Annotated in this window: 19 protein-coding genes; all 19 read right to left on the minus strand. The window is 41.6% G+C overall.

Annotated features, from left to right (window positions below):
- Nucleotides 1–3 precede the first annotated feature (3 nt).
- Entirely contained in the window at nt 4–957 is a 954-nt protein-coding gene (gene whiA / locus EO113_RS07115) for a DNA-binding protein WhiA (protein WP_127061206.1), read from the minus strand.
- A 59-nt stretch (nt 958–1,016) separates the two neighbouring features.
- Complete coding sequence (yvcK, locus tag EO113_RS07120; protein WP_164726348.1) at nt 1,017–2,366, minus strand: gluconeogenesis factor YvcK family protein; 1,350 nt, start codon at nt 2,364–2,366, stop codon at nt 1,017–1,019.
- Nucleotides 2,367–2,403: 37 nt separating this feature from the next.
- Nucleotides 2,404–3,318 carry an RNase adapter RapZ gene (gene rapZ, locus EO113_RS07125; protein ID WP_127135922.1) on the minus strand — a complete coding sequence of 305 codons (915 nt, stop codon included), beginning with the start codon at nt 3,316–3,318 and terminating at the stop codon, nt 2,404–2,406.
- A gap of 19 nt (nt 3,319–3,337) precedes the next feature.
- The gene (locus tag EO113_RS07130) at nt 3,338–4,129 is read right to left on the minus strand and encodes a Cof-type HAD-IIB family hydrolase (protein WP_127135923.1); all 792 of its coding nucleotides are present in this window, start codon (nt 4,127–4,129) and stop codon (nt 3,338–3,340) included.
- 260 nt (nt 4,130–4,389) lie between these two features.
- Nucleotides 4,390–6,570 (minus strand): protoporphyrinogen oxidase, encoded by a 2,181-nt coding sequence (gene hemG, locus EO113_RS08270; RefSeq protein WP_240633676.1) that lies wholly within the window; start codon nt 6,568–6,570, stop codon nt 4,390–4,392.
- 1 nt (nt 6,571) lies between these two features.
- Nucleotides 6,572–7,492 carry a ferrochelatase gene (gene hemH / locus EO113_RS07145; RefSeq protein ID WP_164726349.1) on the minus strand — a complete coding sequence of 307 codons (921 nt, stop codon included), beginning with the start codon at nt 7,490–7,492 and terminating at the stop codon, nt 6,572–6,574.
- Entirely contained in the window at nt 7,479–8,507 is a 1,029-nt protein-coding gene (gene hemE, locus EO113_RS07150) for a uroporphyrinogen decarboxylase (protein ID WP_127135925.1), read from the minus strand. The genes hemH and hemE overlap by 14 nt, the downstream gene beginning before the upstream one ends.
- Nucleotides 8,508–8,599: 92 nt before the next feature.
- Entirely contained in the window at nt 8,600–10,531 is a 1,932-nt protein-coding gene (locus tag EO113_RS07155) for a VWA domain-containing protein (protein WP_127135926.1), read from the minus strand.
- Between the two features lie 96 nt (nt 10,532–10,627).
- Nucleotides 10,628–11,566: an ATP-binding protein gene (locus tag EO113_RS07160; protein ID WP_127135927.1), complete on the minus strand. Its 939-nt coding sequence runs from the start codon at nt 11,564–11,566 to the stop codon at nt 10,628–10,630.
- Between the two features lie 10 nt (nt 11,567–11,576).
- Nucleotides 11,577–15,113 carry a cobaltochelatase subunit CobN gene (locus EO113_RS07165; RefSeq protein ID WP_127135928.1) on the minus strand — a complete coding sequence of 1,179 codons (3,537 nt, stop codon included), beginning with the start codon at nt 15,111–15,113 and terminating at the stop codon, nt 11,577–11,579.
- Between the two features lie 229 nt (nt 15,114–15,342).
- Nucleotides 15,343–16,341: an ABC transporter substrate-binding protein gene (locus tag EO113_RS07170; protein ID WP_127135929.1), complete on the minus strand. Its 999-nt coding sequence runs from the start codon at nt 16,339–16,341 to the stop codon at nt 15,343–15,345.
- Nucleotides 16,342–16,363: 22 nt separating this feature from the next.
- Nucleotides 16,364–17,107, minus strand: coding sequence for an ABC transporter ATP-binding protein (locus EO113_RS07175; protein WP_127135930.1), 744 nt, complete (start codon nt 17,105–17,107; stop codon nt 16,364–16,366).
- Nucleotides 17,108–17,122: 15 nt separating this feature from the next.
- Nucleotides 17,123–18,121: an iron ABC transporter permease gene (locus EO113_RS07180; protein WP_127135931.1), complete on the minus strand. Its 999-nt coding sequence runs from the start codon at nt 18,119–18,121 to the stop codon at nt 17,123–17,125.
- Between the two features lie 216 nt (nt 18,122–18,337).
- Nucleotides 18,338–18,682: a nitrous oxide-stimulated promoter family protein gene (locus EO113_RS07185; protein WP_009353674.1), complete on the minus strand. Its 345-nt coding sequence runs from the start codon at nt 18,680–18,682 to the stop codon at nt 18,338–18,340.
- A gap of 309 nt (nt 18,683–18,991) precedes the next feature.
- Nucleotides 18,992–19,717: a DUF554 domain-containing protein gene (locus EO113_RS07190; RefSeq protein ID WP_127061220.1), complete on the minus strand. Its 726-nt coding sequence runs from the start codon at nt 19,715–19,717 to the stop codon at nt 18,992–18,994.
- An 18-nt stretch (nt 19,718–19,735) separates the two neighbouring features.
- A complete protein-coding gene (pyrR, locus tag EO113_RS07195; RefSeq protein ID WP_009353692.1) occupies nt 19,736–20,251 on the minus strand; it encodes a bifunctional pyr operon transcriptional regulator/uracil phosphoribosyltransferase PyrR in 516 nt (171 codons plus the stop codon).
- Nucleotides 20,252–20,262: 11 nt separating this feature from the next.
- Nucleotides 20,263–21,180, minus strand: a complete 918-nt coding sequence (locus EO113_RS07200) for an RluA family pseudouridine synthase (RefSeq protein WP_126940678.1) — start codon at nt 21,178–21,180, stop codon at nt 20,263–20,265.
- Nucleotides 21,181–21,188: 8 nt separating this feature from the next.
- Nucleotides 21,189–21,629 (minus strand): signal peptidase II, encoded by a 441-nt coding sequence (gene lspA / locus EO113_RS07205; RefSeq protein ID WP_009353699.1) that lies wholly within the window; start codon nt 21,627–21,629, stop codon nt 21,189–21,191.
- On the minus strand, nt 21,626–24,028 hold the full coding sequence (locus EO113_RS07210; protein WP_127135932.1) for a Tex family protein: 2,403 nt from the start codon (nt 24,026–24,028) through the stop codon (nt 21,626–21,628). The genes lspA and EO113_RS07210 overlap by 4 nt, the downstream gene beginning before the upstream one ends.
- Between the last annotated feature and the right edge of the window lies 1 nt (nt 24,029).

Genomic DNA, 24,029 nt, shown 5'->3' on the forward strand with positions numbered 1-24,029 from the left:
CCTCTATTCTATCGTAAGTCCCTCTGGCTCCCACTGTAAGGCGAGGGCTTCTAATTTACGCAAACGATGTCCAATACCAGATTTTGTCAATTCTCGCTTGTACTTTGTTTCATAGGCATCTACCAATTCTTGCAAACTACCATCCGGAAATTCCTGACGTAATATAGCTGCCTCATAAAGACGAACTGGCAAGGAGTCGAGACCTTGATGCTTATCAATAATACGTATCGCATCTAATTGACGCACTGCTGCATTCACCGTTTTTTGTAAATTTGCTGTTTCACAGTTTACTTGACGATTAATGGTGTTACGTACATCTTTCATAATTCGTACATTTTCAAAATTCATCAGGGCTGATTGAGCTCCCATAATTTGTAAACAAGAGGTCACCGCATCCCCTTCTTTTAAATACACTACAAACTCCTCTTTGCGCTCTACCTTTCGAGCATGCAATCGGAACATCTTTAAGACACGAATAATTTGATCTGCAAAGTCTTCCTTTGTAGTCATAAACTCTAAATGATAGTCACTTTGTGGCTTATTCACAGATCCGCATCCCAAAAAAGCTCCCCGCAAAAAAGCTCGACGTGATTCCATGTCTTTTAACCATTCATCTGGAATCATAGCATCCACAGGCCATAATTGTAACTCCTCTAGAGCAAGACGACTCTGTTCTGTAGGCTCTACCGTCAATGTATACATGTTCTTTTTGCGTAGGTTTAGCCCTTTACGCACTAGCACAGAAGTAGGCAAATCATACTGTTCTTTAATAATTCCTAGCACTCGTCTAGCTACTGCATTATTGGCCGTCACCAAACGTACCCCTACGCGTCCTTGCATACCTAGTAAAATGGACCCACCCATCCGTAATAAACAAGAGGCCTCTACCTTGGATGCCCACGCATCTTCTGTTTTAAATTGGCACAATTCATTTTTTACATCTTCTGCAAATGACATAGCCTCTCCTTTACTATTTCTACTAGAAAATAGAGCCTCTAGAGGCTCTACTTTCATACTTAATGATCTTCTCGCTGTAAGTAATATTCTAAAATGTGCGGTTCAATATCCGTCTGCAAAGCATAGACAACATCCATGACCACTTTCGCTAACCGATCAGAATTGTGGACCGCTTTATCTTGACTATCTACAAGATTTGCACGAACTGTCCGAATCCCCATCGATTGCAACACGTCCATATCTACGTCTACTGGTTCTTGCCCCGCTTGTTTATAGTGTTCTAATGTGGCATCTTGGATTCTGTTATCATTCACAAGAACTGTATCGATAATTCCCACCTCACTATGTGCTTCAATGGCTTTCACATGGTCAGACACAGTATACCCATCTGTTTCACCTGGCTGCGTCATCACATTGCAAATATAAATCTTAGCCGCTTTAGAGTTAGCAATGTGATCCGCTACCTTATCAATCAATAGGTTCGGCATTACCGAAGTATATAAACTGCCCGGGCCTAAAATGATGGCATCGGCTTCATCAATAGCTTGCAAGGCAGCTCCTACAGGAGATGGTCTATGTGGCTCAGTATAGACCTTCGCAATTGGCTTACCCGCATTAGGGATATTACTTTCCCCTTCTACGATGGTACCATCTGTCAATTTAGCAATCAGTTTGATTTCTTCTGTAGATGATGGAATAACACGTCCCCGAACTCGCAAGATCTTGCTAGAGGCTTCTAGGGCTTTTTCCACATCATCTTTCAGCACTTGAGTCATGGCTGTTAAGAATAAATTCCCAAAACTATGGCCCGATAATTCTGCTCCTTTAGTAAATCGATACTGGAATAGTTCTTCCATAAGTCCTTCTTTTTCCGCTAATGCTACTAAACAGTTGCGTAAATCTCCAGGAGCAATCATTTGAAAATCTTCTCGTAACCGACCAGAAGAACCTCCATCGTCTGCTACTGTGACGATAGCCGTCAAATTTGTGGTTTTACTTTTTAGCCCCCGCAATAGCATAGACAATCCTGTACCACCACCAATCACTACGATTTTTGGTCCTTGTCCTAAGCGAATTTTTTCAAAAATATAATCGCTCACGCCATCTTCTGTATTTGGCAAAATCGCCTTCACAATGGTCTGAATGAGCTTACGTATGCCCCACAACATAGCTACTATACCCGCCACAATACCTGCTAAACCAAGACTGGCTATGACCGTATAGTTATAGGAGCCTGTAAGATGGAATAAAAATTCTAAGAAAATATCTTCAAAGTTGCTAATCCACTGGTAGTTCATCATCATAAGGACACCCACTACCAGCCAAATCGTGCCTAAAGAAAATAGGAATAGCCACCGCTTAATATTAATGCCTGGCGCAAACCAGCGCATCCAATTATTATATTTCATAGGCTTGAGAGACGAAAGAATCGTCCCACTCCTTTCTTTATAGGTCTAATCTAGAACGTGGATTCACATCTTCTTCTACATGATTACGCATCATATCACGATGTTCCACAGAAACATTACAGCCTTTTTCTTTCAAATGTGCATATAATGCCTCTGCCATTGCTACGCTACGATGCATACCGCCTGTACAGCCTACAGCTACCACAAATTGGCTTTTTCCCTCTTGTTCATAGTTTGGCACAAGGAAATCTAGTGTAGTAAAGAAATGCTTTTTAAATTCATCAGTCACTTCAAAGGAGTGAATATACTCTTTTACCACTGGTACGCGCCCCGATTTATGACGATATTCAGGAATGTAATACGGATTCGGCAAGAATCGCACATCCCATACCATATCCGCATCATTAGGCATACCAAATTTAAAACCAAAACTTACCACTGTAATAGCCATGCCATCTGTTTGTTCTTTCACGTGTCTAAAAGTACGGCGCATAAATGATTTCAAGGCAGATGTTTTCATATTTGTGGTGTCGATAATATGATCCGCTTTGCTACGTACATCCGCCAAAAGTGCCCGTTCTTGTGACAGTCCTGTACTAATACGACCTGATGGTGCCAAGGGGTGACTACGACGTGTTTCTTTATACCGGCGAATCAAAGTATCATCGCTAGCTTCCATGAACACAATTTCATAAGGCACACTCATAGCCGTCAAATCATCTAAAGCACTGTTTAAATCATCAAAAAATTCACGACTGCGGATATCTACCACTAAGGCTACTCGACTCACTTTAGTGCCTGCACTTTGACGACAAATTTCACTAAACTTAGGAATCAACACAGGAGGAATATTGTCGATACAGAAATATCCCATATCTTCCAAGACTTGCATCACTTGTGTTTTACCTGCTCCGGACATACCGGTCACAATGATTAAACGAAACCCTTCCATGAGGCCCTCCTACAAAATTTTATAACACATTCGCTTCAATCCATTTAGCGACGCCATCTTTTTCATTTGTGTCGCATACTTCTTTGGCAATTGTCTTCACATGTTCCTCTGCATTCCCTACTGCCACGGAATGGCCTGTTACTTGTAACATAGAAATATCATTTTCTGAATTACCAAAGGATACCATATCTTCTAAACCAATGCCCAATTGCTCGCCCATGAAAGCCAAAGCTTCCCCTTTGGACACGTGAGGTGCCACGATTTCTAAGAAATTCACCTTGGATCGAACTAACTCAACCATGTGGCCAACTTCTTTGGAAAGTATAGCAATCACCTCTGTCATACGTTCAGGCTCTTCCACCACTAATAGTTTGTTCGTTCCCTTTTGAGGGTCATAGATAGCATCTCCTACGTACACAGCCTTGGCACCTGTAATCTCTTCATAGAGACGAGAAAACTCTGTTTCACTGTGCACTAATAATTCGTCATCAATATAGGACTGAATATAGATATTATGCTCTTTCGTGATGGCTAATACTTTGCGCGCTACCTCCGGTGGTATAGCTCGTTCCCAAATGAGTTCTTTACTTTCTACACGTTGGATGACACCGCCAGAATACAGTACCATCGGTACATCACCTAAGCCTAAACGATGTGCTACCGGATATGCCGTTTGGTACATACGGCCTGTTGCAATAAGTACCTCAATTCCCTTGTCCTGTACTTTTTTTAGCACTGCTTTTGTATAATCAGACACAGTATTATCATCACGTAACAGCGTATCATCTAAGTCTATAGCTAACAATTTCATGACATCACTCCTTTATCATATCTTTCATTATACCATATAACAACGTATAACTACTGCATAAGTATTACTAAGATACAAATAATTCTATCTAACATGATACAAATATAGCTCAACCACGAATGTTGTCCACAACGCTTAAATTAGTAGCCACCACATTGGCGAAAAGCAAAAAAATACGACAGGTTTATAATCCAGTATGGTACTGGTATGCAAACCTGTCGCAATTTCATCACTTTATAATTTAATACCCTATTGATACATTAGGAAAACAGATGATCTATACCATCCATATCCAGAATCGTGCCAATCGTAAATGGTCCAAAGATACCAAAACGAGCACTTACTTCATCAAATCGCATTTCATTGACAATTTTTTTAAACTGAATTGGATCATCACTCATCAATGTAATACCCCATTCCCAATCATCCATGCCAAAAGCACCCGTCGTAAACTCTTTGATAGTGTCTTCATATTTTTTGCCAATTTGTCCATGAGAACGCATCATGCTACCACGGCTTTGACGATCCAACATATACCAATTATCTGTTAGATTACGTTGCTTCGCCATAGGATAAAAGCACATACACGCCAATCTAGGAATTTTTGGATATAACCGAGCTTGTACTTTTGGATGGTCTTTCGGAGATTTCACATAATTGCTTACTTCAATCACAGATACAAAAGAAGATTCTGGCTGTAATACACTAAAGATTGGTAATTTTTTTAGTGTCAATTCTACTTCGTTCAAATCTTGCAAGCTTGGTTGCAAGAACCAAAACATAATATCTCCCTTGTGACCATTGATTTGGTACATAGCATAGCTACTTGTATGGGCCTCATGAGCTGTTTCTAAATTCCCAATAAATGCTTTGAAAGATTGCAATACTTCAATTTGTTGCTCAGCAGACCAGCTTCTCCATTTTTCAAAATTGATGGAATAATTAGCGTGTAAGCTAAACCAACCTTCGTATGTTTCAGGTACTTTTTCTAGTCCTGTAGTATGTCCATGCATAGGTGTTGCACCTGCATGAACAGATTCTGTATGTGTATCCATAGGAACTACCTCCTTAGTTTCTTCTTTCCATGCTTCTACCAATTCATAGGCTTGTTTGATGCCATCTGGCATGCCGACCCCTTTAAATGGAGTTCCAATTAATGCCAATCCCGGATAGTGTTCTTGGGCATGGTCCATGAGGGTTGCCACTCGTTCTTTGTGGCCCACTTCATATTGGGGCATACTTTTTTGTAACCGTACCACTTCTATCCATTCTGGATTTCCTGTAAACTTCAATATATTTCGTATTTCTGAAAGCGCCAATTCACACAGTTCTTCTTCACTGTGCGTATCTACCGTAGAGTCTGTAGGCTTCCCTAAAAAGACGCGTAATACCACCTTGTCTTGTGGTGTCGTTTGTGGCCACTTACTAGAAATGTAAGTACATGCCGTCAATGGTGTCTCTGTGCTGCGAGTGATGACAAAGCCTGTGCCTTGCAATGGTTTTGTAAAAGCTGACTTCGGCAAACTCATAATGACAATGGCACAAGAAGATTGTTCCATATGCCGCAAGTCTTCAAATTTTTTATCTCCCACAAAAAATTTTTCATAGGCTTTAGGTGGCGTAGTGATCACAAGACGATCGTAGGAGTCTGTACCGTTTTGTGTTTGCACTGTATAGAGCTTATCTGTGTATGATGCCTCTAGCACCTCAGTCGATGTGTGCAAAGAAACGTTCTTTGGCATTTGTTCCACAAGAGCATCTACTAATGATTCTAAACCTCCCGTTAATTGGGCAAATTGTCCTTCAGTAACCGCCCCAGATTGTTTGCGCATACCTTGCATAGCCATCATACCTTTGACCAAGTTTCCATGCTTTTGTTCTAATTGACGAAATTCTGGAAAGGTTCCCAGTAAACTTAAGCGTTTTAAGTCTCCACCGTAGATACCTGATAAGAGAGGTTCAATTAATAAATTGACTAGTTCGTCCCCTAAATGATACCGAAAAAAGGCATCGATACTCATATCCTCGTTTCCTGGATATGGTTTCTTAAAAATATCTAATCCAGCTCGTAATTTACCAGACCAACTCAATAAGCTAGACATAGCAAAAGGAAGAAATTCTGTAGGGATGCCAATGATGGATCCTCCAGGGATAGGCTTCATTTGACCTTGATGATAAATATAGGATTCTCCCGTAGCATTACGTACCAAGGTATCACCTAATCCCAATTCCTGTACCAAATCTGTCATAGATGTTTTTCTGGCTAAATACGAATCAGGCCCCACTTCTACCACATAGCCATCGCGACGTTTTGTTTGTACCTTTCCACCCCAACGATTCGAAGATTCTAGGACATGAATGTCCCAGTTAGGAAATGCTTTGCCCATATAATACGCTGCAGATAAGCCCGTTAGGCCACCACCAATAATTGCTACTTTCATATTATCCCTCCTTCAAGAGAGCTGTTAATACACCATGCGCCATGGCTTTCACAAAGAGAGTGTCACGATCTGGCATAGGCACTCGCACATAAGATATACCTAAGTGATCACATTGTTCACGACGTTCCACATCTAAATCATAAGATACTTCCATATGAGTGCAAGTAAAGCCGATAGGCATATATACCACATGGGTATGCCCTTCTGCGCCCGCTTGTTCCGTAACCATTTCTACCGTAGGTGTTAGCCATTCCCCACGAGTGCCTGCACTTTGCCAAGCTAGGGTAGCATTGGGCAACACCAATTGATCTGCTATAGATTGCATCACCCGTTGTAAGCTATGCACATATCCATCATAGGAAATTCCTTGCATCAGTGGCACACTATGGCCAGTAAAGACATACAGCGGTTTCGCCGTAATAGGCAATGTACGCATAGTCTTCTGTACTCGGTCTGTCCAAGATTGCACTAATGTCGGTATATCTGCCCAATGTTGTACTACCTTCCATCGGTCATTCATAAACGGTTTCAGTGGCTCTAGATAGGATGCATTTAATATGTCTGTTCCATAAGGATTCATCATAAGTACCACTACTATATCATAGTGGCCCAATTCCTTCGCTACATCCCCGATGAGTGGTTCTATATATTTATGTGCTTGTACCACCGTTACCTTTGCAAAGGGCAGTTCGTTTTGTAACTCTTCTTGTAACCGCTCTACTTGCCATGCGGTAGACTCCATTAACTGAGATTGTCCACCAATGCGTTCATACTTATGTCGCAATCCTTGTAATTCTTTGTCACTTGGCCCGTGACCTCTCCGTATGCGGGTATAATATGTTTTCACATCTTCTAAGGAGCGGGGAGAGCCATAATCTAATACCAATACACAAACTTGTTGTATCTCTTTATCCTCTGTCATGTACATACTCCACTATGTTTCGCAATACTTTAGGATTCGCATCTGGCACAACACCGTGGCCTAAATTAAAAATATGCTTTCCATGAGCAGCACCTTCTGCCAAAATACGATCAATTTCACCTTGAATTGTCTTCCAATCTGCAAATAAATAGGCAGGGTCCAAATTCCCTTGTAATGTTTGCTTGATGCCCATCGCACTTGCTTCTGCAATGGAGCATCTCCAATCGCAACCGATTACATCTAATGGTAATTCTTTCCACACTGGGAATAAATGCTTAGTACCTACGCCGAACATAGTGATAGGAATATGAGGATATCGTTCTTTAATAGTCCCAATAATATGTTTCATATACGGAAATACACCATTTTCATATTGTTCCATGGAAAGGGCTCCAATCCATGAATCAAAAATTTGAATTGCATTCACACCCGCCTGAATTTGACCTTCCATATAAGTAATGGACATAGCAGTCAATCGCTCCATCAAAGCATGCCAAATCTCAGGCGTTGCCACTAAACATTGACGAGTTTTCTGGTAATTCTTAGAAGGGCCACCTTCAATCATATAGCTAGCCAATGTGAAAGGAGCTCCTGCAAAACCAATTAAGGGAACTGTGAGCATTTCTTTCGTCAAGATTTGGATCGTTTTCACCATAAAGTCCAACGATTCTTCTACTACAATATCCCGTAGCTTTTCCACATCATCTTTGGACCGAATGGGATTAGAAATTACTGGCCCTATACCAGATTTTATGTTCACATCTACGCCCATAGGCACCAAAGGCGTCATAATATCTTTGTACAAAATAGCCGCATCCACATCATACTCATGAACGGGAAGAGCTGTTACTTTTGCACATAATTCCGGTTGATGAGTAATCTCAAATAGGCTATATCGCTCTTTAATCTTGCGATACGCCGCTTGACTTCGCCCCGCTTGACGCATAAACCAAACTGGTCTGCGGGACACCGACTCACCTGCAATCATTTGCAAATAATCCTGTTGTTTTTCCATATATAATTACACCTTACCTTTTACCAAACCAAACTTGGATTCTATACTCTATTGTAGCATATAGCGCATGTATTTACCTATATATTCTATCACTAGTTATATGCTCTATATTGAGAAATATTTATAAGTTCTGCTCCTAACATATGAGCAATTTCTTTGGCACGGTTCATACGTACAAAACTGGTGTCTGTATCGATAACCGTCGTTTGTATTCCCTGATTCGCAAGCCATCTACCGATGTCGTCTAGTCCCTGCAGTGCTTGTGAAGTGACCTTCCCATCTGTAATAATTACAACCTTTGCCTGTACATGCCCCATTTGAGACATGTCATTGCCTATCTGTTTGACCGCTTCCTCAATACCTTTTACAAAGGGCGTTCTGCCCCCAATACGAGCTTCTCCCAATGCTTTGGGGATGGTCTCAATTCGCTGTGTCAGCGGCACCACACATTGCGCCCCATGCTTTTGAAAGGTGATGAGCGATACATACTGTCGTTTTACATACATCATCTGTACCAATTGTGAAAGTAACTTCTCTGCCCCCTGTAATCGTTGTCTCTGCCCCATAGATCCACTTGTATCAACTACTAAATAGATGGCTTCTTTTGGCATTTCCTGATACATAGCATATCTGACATCTTCTATAGTTAGTCGAATCGGTACTTGCCGACTGCGTACAATCCCTTGTACTATCGTTGGTATCCATGCAATGGTTCTCCCCATAGTTCCTTGACGATGTACCTTAGGGCCTCGACCGTCATCACTGATGTCTATGTCTTTCTTTGCCAGCCCAGATTGCAACATCCCATATAAATGTAACACCTGCGTTTCCACTGCTTCTGAAAGTGCAAAGGACTCCTCTACCTTACCGCTATTGGGCTTACGTTGACCTTGTCCGTTAGTATCTGTTTCTTCCTCTGTTCCATCATGACTAGTGTCAAGTTCCGCTTCTGTCTGATCTAGTTCCAGAGTGGTTTCCTCTTTTGATTGTCCATCATGAGCTTCATCGCTATCTGTCATCATCCCCTGAGGCCACTTCCCTATTGTCTCATCACGGTCCTTTTCCCTATCCATACCTTGTGAGCTATTGTCCTCTTGTTCTCGGTTTGAACTGACCTCTTTCGTTTTCTCTTGTTCCCTTCTTGTCTCATCGGATGGACTTCGGCCAGATGAATCCTGTGCCTCTCCCTCTTGCTGTATCCGAGGATTCACTAGGTTCTTCATTTTCTGTGGTAATGTCCAAGGAAGTACTGTTTTTACATCAGTAGGCTCCACAAACTGATGGCCTTTTTCTCTAGCTAAACCGATGGCCGCTTTTAGTAAAATATATTCCATACCCATAAAGGAAATGTTGAATCTCTCTACTAGACTGGAAATATATGTATATATGCTATCATGCACGAAGGGGGTTCCAGGTGCATCCATTAATTTCCCCTTAGAACAAATCGACTCTTCTTCATGAGTTTTATATACATCTACTAATGTTCCCTCGTGAAAAGTTCCCTCCCCGTGGTAACTTTCACGAGTCGTACCGTTCTCATATATATCTGCATGGTCTCTATCTGCTAGGATCCGCACTCTAGTATCCACATCCGGTGATTCTATGGGTATCCACAAATCCATATCATAGACCCATTCTGAAAGCCCTTCTGCTCCCGTATAGGTCCCAATGATTTGTAGCGGTCTTCCCTCTTCGTACCGACGATTTTGCTCGTAAAGAATCCGTAACCACATGGACCGGTCAAAGTGATCCAATCCTTCGCAGATAAGCAAGTCATACACGTCCCAAGGATGTGCTTGTTTTACAATTTGAGCTGTTTCTAAGGTCCTTTGTATATCCACTGCTTCCTGCATAGCACTCACATCTGTGTGGGATGTAATCGTCGTATAGGTTCGGCCCCTATCATGCAATGTTTGTAACAGAGCATACGTTTTTCCCGTTCCCACTTCACCTGAAATCAGTAATGTCCGCAACAAAGGTTCTTGCAAAAAGAGGTGAATGCCTGTATTCAGTTGTACGCTCATACCATTCACCTCCTTTAACAAAATCTTTATTATGTAAGCTATTATATTAGTTATATTAGATGCGTCAGATGCGGTATTTATTAAATACCTTTTCTACTAATTGCAAGATTTCTCATAGGTAGCCCATAGATTGTCCAGCATAGTTTCATCAAATTCACGTTGTTCAAAGGGTTTTCGCTTCATCCGATGAGATACCACAAGAGGTGTTAACTGTTTCAGATGATCGATAGTCACACGGGACTCCTCTTGTAAGGCCGCTAAGGCACGGCTACTATTGAGTAAGGTAATATCCGAACGATGTCCCTCTACGCCTAGGGTAATCGATATATTGGCAATCAATTCTAATAGATTTGCATCTACCCCAATGGTAGGCAATACTTTGCGCGCTGTTTCAATAGTTTTACGCAACGCTTCATCGTCCTTCCTGTAGGACTCAATAAATGCTTGTGGAGTATCTTCAAAGGCCAATCGACGGCGCAATACTTCCATCCGCAATGCTACATCTGATTCTGCTTTCACAGTCACCGATAAACCAAAGCGATCTAGCAATTGTGGGCGAATAGCACCCTCTTCGGGGTTCATGGTGCCCACCAAAATAAATCGTGATAGATGACTATGGCTAATGCCCTCACGTTCAACCCGATTCACACCCATCGCCGCCACATCTAACAATGTATCCACTAAGTAGTCCTCTAGTAAATTGACTTCATCCACATAGAGAATATTTTCGTGAGCCTCAAATAAAATTCCTGGAGAAAACTCTTGCTTCCCCTCTTGCAGCATCCGCTCAATATTCAAGGTTCCTACCAATCTGTCTTCCGTGCAATGCAATGGAAGGTCCACCACTTTCATCGGGGTGCCATCACGATGCATCGGCAGCACCTTGGCTAAGCCTCGTACCGCCGTCGATTTTGCCGTTCCCTTATCACCCTGTATCAATACACCACCTACCCGTGGGTCTACCGCATTGAGGAGTAAGGCCAATTTCATTTGATCTTGTCCTACTAAGGCTGTAAAAGGATATATAGTACTCATGTTAGTCTCCTTACGTTTCATCATAATACCCCTCTAGATCATCTTCCAAGGACATTGCCACATCGCGCAATCCTTCTATACGTTCCGCACTGGCCTTCCAAAGTCCTCGTTGTTCTGCTTCTAATAAAGTAGTACAAATGGCCCCTAATGCCCAAGGATTGACTTGGCGCATCCAGTCCTGTACGTCCTGATTCATGACATACTCGTCTGTATAGGCATCATACATCCAATCTTGAATCATATCACTAGTGGCGTCCCATTCATAGGTATGTTGTACATAGGAAGCCATATCCGCTGCCCCCTTGTAGCCGTGTTTCATCATCCCCTCTATAAAAATAGGGTTCATTGGTTCACTACGGAACTGACGCTGAATTTCATCTTCTAAGGAACGCACCAAAATATCTTTACGATACGTGGTATCTCCTATAAATGATTTCGGCTTAATACCTTTCACCGCCTCCACAGCCGCAATCATACCCCCATGATAGGCATTGAAATCATCTGCACTCAACAAACTAACTTCACGATTATCTTCATTTTTCACGGTCACTTCAATGGAACCTAATCGCTTACGAAACTGTTGATGGCTTGGAATAATTTCCCCTTGCTCATCATATCCATAGCCACCCCAGGTGACATAGGCATTGGCTAAGTCTTCACGAGTCGACCAATTACTTTGTTCTAAAATTTGGTTTACCCCTGCCCCATAAGCGCCTGGTGCATCCCCAAAGACACGAATCGAAGCTGCTTTGACAGCTTCCTCATGATCCATACCTTCATCTTGTAATGCAGCTGCATCTAGTTCTATATGTTTTTTCACATAATTTACGCTATGATCTTCGGCTAGGGAGCCCACCATTTGCACCGCTTTTGCAATCCACATGACACCAGAAGGCATCATATCTCGGAATAATCCACTAATACGGCTTGTTACATCGATACGTGGTCGCCCTAATTCCTCGAGAGGTATGACTTCCAAATCGGACACACGACTACCTGTATAAACTGGTCGTACACCCAATAAATAGAATACTTCACCAATACATTGTCCATGAGTGCGTTGCGTGTTGTCTGCCCACAAGACAATACCAATTTCCTCTGGATATCGCTGTTCTTCTCGAATATATTCATTGAGCAACGCATCGCCTAGTTCACAACCGATGGCATAGGCAGGAACGGTCGGCAAGGTCCGTTCATCGACGCCATAAAAATTGCGCCCCATCGGTAGCACATCGATACCACCATTAGTAACAGCCCCACCGATATTAGGTGGAATATAGTTTCCTTCTAAACCTCGTAACAATTGGCACATTTCTTCTGTGGTTTGGCGCAACCCTGCGAGGTAGGTCTCACACAGCGTTTCCTTCTGTGCATCGTCTGGCACACCATACATGTCTATGAAAGCATCTATATACCCCTCCTCTTCCTCTGTGGTTGGATTTTGTCCTAAAATATGCAAGCCACAACGAATATGACGATTTTGGATATCCATCAAATAGTTATGAACATCCCCTAACAGTTCTTCTGCCTCGTCTGCATGAATGGAGTCAGCTAAGGCGCGCCACTCTTCTTCACTGACAGATCTATCTGCCACAAAGTGTGCCTGACCGCTCTCTTGATACCAGTCGAAGGGTTCGCACAAGTGTTCCAGATGACAATCTTTCACAGAAGATAAGATATACCCTAGCACCACATGCTCTTGGTTTGTTTCCTGGGCTTTCATATAGTCATATTCGTCCAAATACCGTTCTAGCGTTTCATAGTCACCATATAAGCCGGACCGCTTCATAGGTGGCGATAAATAGCTAAGTAAAACAGCATGGCTACGCCGTTTTGCTTGGATACCTTCACCGACAATAGTCGTCCAATACGGGTATAGATTCGGAATATCCTCAATCCCTAATTGGGGATAACAATATTCGCTTAAGGCGGTACCCTTACCAGGTAGCCATTCTAAATTGCCATGTGTCCCCATATGAATCGCCACATCAGCTTGAAATACAGTACGCACCCAATGATATACTCCCTCATAGTGATGCGTAGGCGGAATGTCCGGCGAATGGTACAAAGCATCTGGATTATCACTAAATCCACGTGGCGGTTGTACTAATATCCACACATTGCCAAAGGCCACACCGGGAATAATGAGCTCATCCTCTTCTACAAATATCTCCCCTATGGGCTGTCCCCAATATTGTAGTAGTGATTCTTGGGTAGCACTATCTAGCTTTGAAAACCACGTCGTATACACTTCTTTCGGTAGTTTCGGGGCTTTCTCTACGGCTGAATCGGTCAAACAATCTACATCATTCGTAGCATGTTTGGTCAATATTATCATTAGATCTTCACTCGTTTGAGGGATACCATCTACTGTATATCCGTTCTGTTGTAATTCTTGCAACAACCGTAGTACAGATTCTGGCGTGTCTAGCCCACAGGCATTGCCAATATGTGAATTTTTGGGAGGATAATTATGAAGGAATAGAGCAATCTTTACTTCTGACCTATGTTTCTGTTGCAATGCAATCCATCGTTTGGCTTGGTCTACTAACTTTTGAATCCCCTCAGGATATGATTTGAAATAGTAGCCTCTTTCCTCTGAGTACGTTCTGGTCCCTACAATATGACCGTTTAAAATGCCATCTATTTCCGGCAATGACAAGGAAAAGGATATATCCATAGGCTCTAACCCTTGTGAACGTGTTTGCCAGCTTTCAAGAGTAGTATAGGTAACAAAGCCCTGCAAGATAGGGATCCCTAAATCCGTCAGTTCATCACGACTCGCCCCCTGCAAGCCAATGATGGAGAACTTACATGTATTAATGATGAGAGATATTGTCTCTTTCACTTGATGATCAAACAACATGTGCCAACAATCGTACCACCGTAATTGCCCACCAGATTTACTGCTATATTGACCAAATACTAATACCGGGGATAATCCTTGTTCTAATACACGATCATACAGTGCATAGGGATAGTCTAATTGACCTTGCACCCATTCATCTCGATAAAAGAAAATACCTACCACTGGACCGCCATGATCATAGTCCTTACGATATTCCTCATAGGATGGATACACTTCCCCTTGTCTGCCTAAAATACCTTGGTATGGTAGTTCTTTCACCGGTTCTACTGGCCCTGTATAACCTTGTAAGGATAGCATATATTGGCACAGTCCATAAAAGTTTTCTCTTCCACCTTGGTGCAAATAAGCCTTAATTTGATCAATGTCCTCATCTGCAATACCATATCGCTGTATATCCGACGCTGAATCATGGAATAGTAATACATAAGGAACTTGTTTCTGTGTAATATATTTGTGAATCCCTTTTACCAAAGGAGTATCTAAGGTACTTCCTACATGAGTAAATAGTACTATATCCGTACCATCAATCGCCCTCTGAACATCTTCTAACTCTATATTTTCAGATGACAGAAAGACTATGCCCAAGGACATAGTCTCATCTGTATACTTCTGTTCTATTTCTTTAGCCCATTGCCAATGCTTCGTCATAGACGTAATGAGTAATATAGAATGTTTCATATCGTACTCACCACAATACGTAATGCCTTCCCTTTCATCATTACCTCTCCTATAGTTGATTTTTATTACCAAGTGTATATCCACTGCCCATAGTGAATCACTATATAGTACATATTAATTAGCATGTACTCTCTATACTTAAATAATACTATATTTCTAAGTAATAAGTAAAACATACAAAAAAGCCGTCACTATTGTGACGGCTTTTACTATGTATAAGACTATGTAATTAGTCAATATGGATACCATGGATTTCTTCAGCTAAACGTTTTAACGCTTCTACTGTACGAACGCCTGGTGTAATTTCAGATAATTTTACGCGAACGAAATGATTTTCTTGTACCGCTTTAATTGTTTGTAATTGAGGGTCAGCTTTAATTTTAGCTACTTTTTCTTGGAAATCATCATCGTTGCGGATGGAATTACCATAGTCAGGAATGATGATGTAATCAGGATTTTGTTGAACTACAGTTTCCCAAGAACCTTTCGCCCAAGTTTTATCTACCCCTAAACCACTCATTACGTTATCAGCACCGATTAAACGCAATACGTTAGTTGTGTAACCTTCGAATACTGTGAAAGGTTGTCCATCTTGGGAGTCATATACGAATACACGTTTATGTGGAAGGTCTTTCAATTTAGCTTGTACTTTTTCTAGCAAAGCACGTTGACCTTTTACCCATCCTTCTGCTTTTGCTTTCACGCCGAAGATTTCACCTAACTTAATCATATCTTTGAAATTAGTTTCTAAGTCAGCTTGTGTAGATAAAGCAGACTCTGGAATCCAAATGTTTACTTTTTGAGCAATCATTTTATCTGCAGGGATACCTTCTTTACTGAAAGAATCTTCCCATCCTGTAGCGAAGTCAGGTTTTACAGACATAAGCACTTCATAAGAAGGCCATTTTTCAGCTAATACTTTTACTTTGCCATAGGCTTCTTGTAATGGTGGATAGATTTCTTCTTCTTGGAAAGCTGTACCTGCCATTTTATCTTCCAAGCCTAATTGTAACATCATTTCTGTTGTAAATTGAGACATGGATACGGCATGTTTTGGAGATTCTTTCACAGCAAACTCAGTTTGTTTGCCTTCAAATGTTTGATTCCAAGTCACTTCTGTGCCAGTTTTCGCTTGTTCTTTTTCAGAACCACAGCCTGCTACTGTCAAAGCACCACATACTAAAGCTGTTAATACAAAGCCTTTAGATTGTTTCCAATTACTTAACATAATCTTCCCTTTCTTACCTTAATTAGTAATACAAATGATACACGCCCTCTTCCATAGACACATGGAAGGGCACTTCAAAAATAGGCTCTAGCAACTCTGGGGTTAATACCTCTTGTGGGGCTCCCGTTTTTAATACTTTGCCGTCTTTCATCAATACGATGTGATCACAATAGCGCGCCGCTAGATTTAAGTCATGGAGAACCACAATACTTGTACCCGAAAAGTTTTGCAATTCTTTCATGAGTGCTACCTTGTATTTCATGTCTAGATGATTTGTTGGTTCATCTAACAATAATACCTCTGTTTGTTGTGTCAATGCTTTTGCAATGAACACACGTTGCCGTTCACCACCCGACAAATGTCCCATTTCCTCTTCTGCCAAGTGGGATACCCCCACTTGATCCATATAGGACTGGGCAATGGCAACATCTTCCGCTGTATAATTACCAAAATGACTTTTATAAGGATATCGTCCCATAAGGACAATATCTTTCACTAAAAAATCATCGATCATAGCATCATGCATTTGTGCTAGCACTGCCACCTTCCGTGAAAAGGTGGGGCCATCAATAGTTTGTAAAGGTACACCATCCAGTGTAATCGCATCAGTGGGATGCAATTGGCTCAAATGTCCAAGGAGTGTCGATTTACCACAACCATTAGGTCCAATGATAGCCGTCATTTTATGTTTAGGAAAGCTGAGCTTCACATCATCTAAAATTTGTCGTTTTCCATAGGAAAAGGACAAAGAATTTACCTCGTACATAGTCCCTCCTATTGTCTAACCTTGATGACGGTATCTCGTCATAATAATCCAAATAAATAGCGGTGCCCCTAGTAAGGATGTCAATACGCCGATAGGAATTTCTTCGGGGCTATACATAGCTCGTGAAAGTACATCCGCCCAGATCATCACAATACTACCAATGAGTGGCGCAAAAATCAGTAATCGTCCATGTTTAGGGCCCCCAACCATGCGTGCCAAGTGCGGAATAATAAGGCCCATAAAGCCTACTACACCTACTTTTGCTACTAAGGTAGCGATAGCCACAGAGGATACGATGACCATAGATAATTGCAAGGATTTCACAGATAAGCCCATTTGCTTCGCTTCTTGTTGCCCTAATAAGAGGACGTCAAAATCCTGTTTATACATGTACATATAGAACATCAACAAACCAATGATAATGGCTGTTAATGGTAAATCTCTCCACTGAATGCCTGCAAAACTACCGAGCAACCAGAACATAGCACTTCGTACTTGTGCTTCGTGCTTCGCTCCATAAATAATCATCATCGTAATGGATGAGAAAATACCTGTCATACCCATACCAATTAAAATTAATTTTACTGGACTTTGGCTACGTCCCACACAGATTAACACCAACAAGATGGAAATACCTGCTCCTAAAGCCGCAAAGAATGGCACATTATAGGATGCCAAGAATGGTAATCCTCCCATAATGATAGCAAAGACCGCTCCTGTACTAGCACCTGACGAGACACCTAATACATAAGGATCGGCTAGTGCATTGCGTGTTACTGTTTGCATCAGAACCCCTACTAAAGATAATCCAATCCCTGTCAGTACGGAATACAACAACCGTGGCAAACGAATATCTTGCACAATGGTGCTCAACATTTTCATCTCATCTGTTGGCACTGGACTGGTAAATGCCTGGTACATATCCCACACCGGTATGAAAGAAGCCCCAAATTGAGGGGCTACTACGAGTGAAATCACCAGTAAGATCAATAATCCTACGATTTTTAATTTCATGTTATACGCCCTTTAACTATACCCAATATACGCTTAGGAGTTTCCCTCACGAAATTCGTGCCTCCTACAGTAAAAAAAGAGCAACCTATGATGGGCGCTCTTTTGTCTATATATAGTATACTATAATTTTCGATATAGTGTAAAGGTCTTCTCTTGATTTTTAACACGCCACAATTCCCATGACATATTACTGTAACATATAATTTCAGTCACATATTATTTCAACAGACCTTTCCCTAACAATATGTGTCGTATCGTCATGATTGGATGTATCCATAACATACGAGGACCACTGTAGCGCATGACTTCTTTAATTCGTTCCCGATAGGTCGGTGCGTAACAATGTGTTTTGCACATGGCGCAAAATGTTTTTTCTTCCATATGCGGGCATCGCTCTACCCTTGCTTCTGCATAATGCATCAATTCTGCACAGCTTTCACAGAGCTCACCGGACTTACGTCGGTGCTGTCCTTTGCAGTAGATTTCTATCATCTTGCGCACCGTTTTTAATTCTTTTAATCGCTTATCTTCGATAGCCTGCTGTTTCTCACGTTCTTTCATCACTAACTCCTCACTATTTAATGCTCAGTATGTCTACAACTATCTATGCCGCACATTTTTGTATGTTTATTCTATCACAGCCATGAACATAGACTCAATGTTTTCTATCACATGCAAAAATCCGCTATCCATAATTTTACTAGGCTCAACTTGTATTTTTTTCATTAGCTTTTATGAAAGTAAAAAGAGGAAAGTGAGTACCTATACTCAACCTTCCTCTATCATATAATCCCTATCTAATATGCCGTATGGAATGTTGCACTCACTATTCCTCTATAGTATAAAGGATATTTATAGTCCCCCTAAAATTTACAGTGTAATCGGCAAGAATGTCATGAATATTGCTATAAATATTGCTGGTAGCAAGTTAGCCACACGAATCTTGTTGGGCCACAATACATTAATTCCCACACAGAAAATTAAGATGGAGCCCACATAGGATAAATTATCAATCGCCTCTGGAGTCATAAGCGGTGCCGCTAAATGAGCTAAACCCGTAATCATCCCTTGGGTAATCCCCACTGGTAAAAAGGAGAACAAAGCCCCTTTTCCCATAGAAGATGCCATGACCATCACGATAATGCCGTCTAGAATACTTTTAACAACCATCGTACTATAATCGCCAGTCAAACCATCTTGAATAGAACCGATGACCCCCATAGCTCCTACGGTAAATGTCATGGATGCCGTAATAAAAGCATTGGTAAACTGTGGGTCCCGACTGTTACCTGTTTTCAACTTCAACCATTCTCCAATGGCTGTAATACGACGATCAAAATCAATCAATTCCCCTATAATCGCCCCTAGTACCATAGAGATAATCATCATCATAGGTCCTGTTGTATGCAAACTGTCGCTAACAATAACTAGCATATATTGCATAGTGCCACTCATACCTAATAGAAGGATAATGATCCCACACACCATCATGAGCGTTTCTTTTAAATTTTCTTTCATGCGATGTCGAATAAAGAGTCCTAATAAGCTACCACAAATAATCAACACCACATTAAGGATGGTTCCCATACCATGCATTGGTTGTTCCTCATCTTTCTAAAAAATCACTACACTATCATCCCCATCCACTTCGTGCACACGAACTTGCACCGTTTCCAAGTGGGACGTAGGAATATTTTTCCCTACATAGTCAGCTCGTATAGGTAGTTCCCGATGGCCTCGATCCACTAATACAGCTAATTGGATGGCACTCGGTCTACCTGCATCCATAAGGGCATTCAATGCAGATCGAATCGTACGACCTGTAAATAATACATCATCTACAAGAATCACAATTTTACCCGTCGTATCCATCGTAAACGGAGGCCCTTCCTTCGGTTGATTGCTCCGATCATCTCGATACAAGGAGACATCCATTGTTGCCACATCTACTTGAATCCCTTCAATGGCTTCAATTTGAGCTTGTAATCGTTTTGCTATATATACACCACGGCGCTCAATGCCAATAATTAAAGCATTGGATAATCCTTTATTACGCTCTAAAATTTCGTGCCCGATACGACGAATGGCTCGCATCATACCAGCTTCATCAATTAAGATACGTTCTTCCATAGTATCACTCCTTATCGATTATGCTCTTTCGCATACTCAATACATGCCAAAAAATCTTCCGGCAATGGCGCTTCAAAGTGTAAGGCTTCCCCTGTGATAGGATGTTTCACAGATAATGTTTTAGAATGCAAGGCCTGCCCTACAATAGGAAAATCCATTTTACGGAATCCATAGAACGGATCATTCACCACAGGATGTCCAATATACGCTAAATGTACACGAATTTGGTGAGTTCTTCCCGTTTCTAGTTCGCATTCTATTAATGTGTGCTTGCCATATCGTTCTAGTACACGGAAATGGGTCACTGCGTCTTTACTATTTTCAAAGACCACCGCCATTTTCATACGATCTTTAGGGTGGCGCCCAATAGGGGCCTTGATAGTCCCTTTTTCTTCTGCAATATTGCCTTGTACTAATGCATAATAGGTTCTTGTAGCACTATGTTCTTTCACTTGCTCTGCTAAGCCCAAATGGGATTCATCATGTTTGGCTGCCATCATCACACCAGATGTATCCTTGTCTAATCGATGCACAATGCCAGGGCGAATTTCTCCATTGATGCCAGATAAATCTTTACAATGGTATAACAAAGCATTCACCAGTGTCCCCGAATGATTGCCTACCGCTGGATGTACCACCATACCACGAGCTTTATTAATGACAATCATATGCGAATCTTCAAATAGAATATCCAGTGGAATGTTCTCTGGTTCTACTTCTACTTCGTGCACTTCAGGAATAGTAACGCTAATTTCACTATCCTTTGAAAGTTTCAAGTTTGATTTTCCTGTTTTACCATTCACTTGTACATTTCCCTCTTTCACTAAGGATTGCACATAGCTCCGTGACTGACCAAGCTCTCTCGTGAGGTACACATCTAATCGTGTACCCTCATCTTGAGCCTCTACTATATATTGTTTTGTTTCCATTATTTACCTCACTGTTTCTGGCTTTCATAGGACCAAAAATATAGAATCAACAAAGGTACACCAATGCAAATACCAATATCTGCAATATTAAAGATAGGCCATACTCGGAAATCAAAGAAATCCACTACCCCACCTAAGTACAAACGATCCCAGGCATTGCCCAAGGCACCACCCAAGAGCGTACCTGTCCCAATTCGCGCATATAACGGTGCCATAGCTAATTTCTTACGACCTACGTACATAGCGCCTAACAAAAGTACCACTACCAACAACAATATCCATCGTTGGTGCATCAACATACCAAAGGCTGCTCCATGGTTCACAATATAGGTCCAATGAAAAACATCAGGTACAACTGGCACAGATTCACCCAACCGAAAGTGGCTACGTACATACCATTTTGCTACTTGATCCAATAGGAAGGTCAAGATACTTATGATATAGATCATCGTTTACGTCCTCCACGGTCAGCCCATTGTTGTAATAAAGCGCCTAAATCCTGCTCTTTTTCTTGCCGTTTTCCTCGATTGTTTCTATCTCGCATAGGATTACCTGAGCCACTTCTTACATCCTTAACGTTCTTAGAGTTTCGACCCTGCTGTCTTTCGCATTTTGGTTGTTGACCATCCTTACGTGGTGTATCTTGACGGGGATTTCCATCGCCATTGCGTCTATGACCTTGACGGTTTAGATGTTTTGGTTTTTCTCGTTTCATAGATAAACCAATGCGGTTCCGTTTTGCATCGACAGAAATAATCTCTACTTCGATAATATCTCCTACTGCCAATACATCAGATGGATGTTCATGATAGGCACAAAACTCGCTTTTATGCAACAGTCCATTGATTTTCACACCAATATCCACAAAGGCACCAAAGTCCACCACATTATGGACTGTTCCTTTTACCACAGTGCCTACTTGCATATCCTCCAAGCTAGCTATTTGTTTGCGAGTCATCGGTACTGGTAAATCTTCCCGTGGGTCACGACCTGGTTTTTGCAAGGCTTCTACAATATCTCGCACTGTAGGTACACCTGCTTCTAGCTGTTTCGCTAACTCTTCAACATCCACAGCTTGCAGTTTTGCTTTGGCCCTTTCCAACGTCGCTTTATCTCGTAAATCTTCTAAGGACATTCCCAATTGTGTGAGCACTCCTTGTGCAATCTCATAGGACTCTGGATGAACTGGCGTCGCATCTAAAGGGTTCTCCCCTTTACCGATGCGCAAGAAACCGGCACATTGTGTAAAGGCGGCAGGACCTAAGCGAGCTACTTTCAATAATTGCTTACGACTTGTAAAAGCACCATGTTCCTTACGGTAGGCAATGATATTATTCGCCACTGTGCTAGAAATACCTGATACATGCTTCAATATCGCTGGAGACGCTGTATTGAGCTCTACCCCTACATGATTTACCACAGTTTCTACCACTTGATCTAAAGTGGCGCCCAATTGTTTTTGATTCACATCATGTTGGTATTGACCGACACCAATTGATTTTGGATCAATCTTCACAGATTCCGCCAATGGGTCTTGTACACGGCGCGCAATAGATACGGCACCACGAATAGATACATCTAAATCTGGCAATTCTTCGATAGCCAACTTAGAAGCGGAGTATACAGAGGCACCAGCTTCATTAGTGATAATATAATGACAATCTAATCCTTCTTCCGCAATCATGGAAGATGTGAATTGCTCTGTTTCATAAGACGCCGTGCCATTGCCGATAGAAATCAAAGTAACACCATATTGGCGAATTTTCTTAGCTAATTCTTGTTTGGCCCGCTCTGCTTGTTTATCACTCATCGTAAGATAGTAAGCACCATAATCTAGGACATTGCCTTCCCTGTCGATGATGGCCATTTTACAACCTGTACGATATCCTGGATCGAGTCCCATGATGACATGTCCAGATAAAGGTGCTTGGAGCAATAAATTGCGCAAGTTCGTTCCAAATACTTTGATAGCCTGCTCTTCTGCTTGCTCTGTCATAGCATTTCGCGTTTCACGCTCTAACGATGGATACAATAGTCGTTTATATCCATCAGCAATAGCCTCAGCAATATACGAATGCTCTACCCTTGCAGTACCTTGTACAATATCTACCATATATTGGATAAACATTTCATCCGGTACCACAAAGCTAACTTTTAAAGCGCCCAAGCTTTCCCCACGATTCATCGCTAATACACGATGGGATGGGACTTGGCGAATAGGTTCTTTGTATTCTTCATTGTACTGTAAGAATCCTTGGTTTACTTCTTCTTCGCCTACTAGCTCCGTTTTCATATGACCAGTTTCCCACATGGCTTTACGCAAATATTGGCGAATATCTGCTCGTTCACTCGCTTCTTCTGCTACAATATCCATTGCCCCCTGTAAGGCATCTTCCACAGTAGGCACTTCTTCATTAAGGTACTCTGATCCCATTTGGCGTAACTCTTCTTCTGTAGCCGTTGTAAACAATGCCTGTGCCAACGGTTCCAAACCACGGTCTCTGGCCATGGACGCACGAGTTCGTTTTTTCGGACGGAACGGCAAATACAAGTCTTCTAATTCTTGCAATTTCATAGCCTTCGTAATAGCTAGGGACAATTCTTCCGTCAATTTTCCCTGTTCTTCGATAGATTTTGTTACTTCTTCTTTACGTTGTAACAAATTGCGTAAATATTTCATCCGCTCTTCGATGTCACGCAATTGTTCATCTTTTAACTCACCAGTCACTTCTTTTCGATACCGTGCAATAAATGGTACTGTATTGCCCTCATCTAATAAAGTAATGGCTGCTTCTACTTGATGCGGTTTTACCCCTAATTCTTGGGCTATCACTACATGTATTTCCATT

It is taken from the genome of Veillonella sp. 3913, assembly GCF_003992235.1.
GTDB lineage: Bacteria > Bacillota > Negativicutes > Veillonellales > Veillonellaceae > F0422.